Consider the following 1,761-nt stretch of genomic DNA (forward strand, 5'->3'; position numbering starts at 1 on the left):
GTCAATTACCTCCGGCTGAAGCCGGAGGCTTGTAAAAGCAAGCCCGGTTGACCAGGGAAAGCGGTAGCCAACCCGCTACGTTGATAACAGGTCGCCAAGACTCACCGCCAAATGCTTCCTCAGTTTGGCGCTCTGAAAGGTCAGGATCATGCTGGCGCAGGGTAAAACGCCGAAGGTCTTGATCGCTGCCGATAGCCATATCGTTGGCAGGAGCCGGTTATCAACCTTCCCGAGGGGAGACGGGGCGAAAGCCCTGCGACACCAGGCCCGTAAGGGCATTGATTAGGAGGAAATCGCATGGCGGTTTTCGTACGGGATAAACACAAGCGGCCACTGATGCCGTGCAGCGAAAAGCGCGCCCGGTTGCTGTTGGCGCGTGGTCGTGCCGTGGTACATAAGCGCTATCCGTTCACGATCCGGCTGAAAGATCGGGTGGGTGGTGACACGCAACCGCTTCGCCTGGGCATCGACCCTGGCAGCAAAACGACCGGGCTGGCGTTGATGCGTGAAACGGACAGCACCGAATCAGACGGCCCGCAACGGCATGTATTGTGCTTATTTGACCTGGTGCATCGTGGCTATCAGATCAAGAAGTCACTGGAGCAGCGCCGTGGCTTTCGGCGGCGTCGCCGGTCAAAGAATCTGCGTTATCGCGCCCCGCGCTTCAACAATCGCACCAAGCCCAAAGGCTGGCTGGCCCCCAGCCTGCAACATCGAGTGGATACGGTCATGGCCTGGGTAGAACGACTCAGCAAGCTAGCCCCCGTCACGGCCATCAGCCAGGAGTTGGTGCGCTTTGATACCCAGAAGCTCGACAACCCGGAGATTAGCGGGGTCGAGTACCAGCAAGGTACTTTGCTGGGCTACGAGGTACGCGAGTACCTGCTGGCAAAATGGGGCCGTGAGTGTGCCTATTGTGGCACCGGCGACACACCGCTGGAGATTGAGCATGTGGTGCCGCGTTCACGCGGTGGTTCCAACCGGGTCAGCAACTTGACCCTTAGCTGCCACCCCTGCAATCAGGCTAAGGGTTCGCTGCCGTTGGCGGACTTTTTCTCCCGTGACAAGGGGCTGAGAAAACGCCTCAAGGCTAACGGCTTATCAGCGGACGCACGGCTGGAGCGGGTACAACGCCAGCTCAAGCAACCGCTGCGCGATGCCAGTGCGGTTAATGCCACGCGCTGGGCACTGTTTAATGCGCTTAAAACGACGGGACTGCCGGTGGCAGTCGCCAGCGGTGGTCGCACTAAATACAACCGTCAGCGACTCGGCATTCCTAAGACTCACGCCCTGGATGCGGCTTGTGTGGGCGCTTTCGGCTGGTTGCACGACTGGACAGCCTCGACGCTAACGATCAAATGCACCGGGCGCGGCAACTACCAGCGCACCCGCTTGACGAAATATGGTTTTCCGCGTGGCTATCTGATGCGCCAGAAGCAGGTGCGGGGCTTTCAAACCGGCGACATAGTGAAAGCCGTGGTGCCTAGCGGCAAAAAGGCCGGTACCCATACGGGCCGTGTCGCGGTGCGCAAAACCGGCAGCTTCAATATCCAGACCGACCACGGTGCCGTGCAAGGCATTTCGCACAAACACTGCACCGTGATACAACGCGGTGATGGCTACGGCTATCACCTCACCCCGACTATTCACCAACTAAAAGGAGGAGCGGGACAGGCGGTGGCGTAACCGAGTCGCTCTGCGAGCGACGCGCTATCCCTCCCGGCACTAGAAGTACCGGGTATCCCGCGCAAAATCTGATGA

The 1,761-nt window shown here is 59.5% G+C and carries 1 protein-coding gene; it reads left to right on the plus strand.

Features of this window, described 5'->3' with window-relative positions:
- Positions 1-297: 297 nt before the first annotated feature.
- Positions 298-1,686: an RNA-guided endonuclease IscB gene (iscB, locus tag ACT3XD_RS19510; protein WP_444280695.1), complete on the plus strand. Its 1,389-nt coding sequence runs from the start codon at positions 298-300 to the stop codon at positions 1,684-1,686.
- Positions 1,687-1,761: the final 75 nt, after the last annotated feature.

The organism is Halomonas sp. AOP7-B1-5 (assembly GCF_052353045.1).
GTDB classification, from domain to species: Bacteria; Pseudomonadota; Gammaproteobacteria; order Pseudomonadales; family Halomonadaceae; genus Vreelandella; species Vreelandella colorata.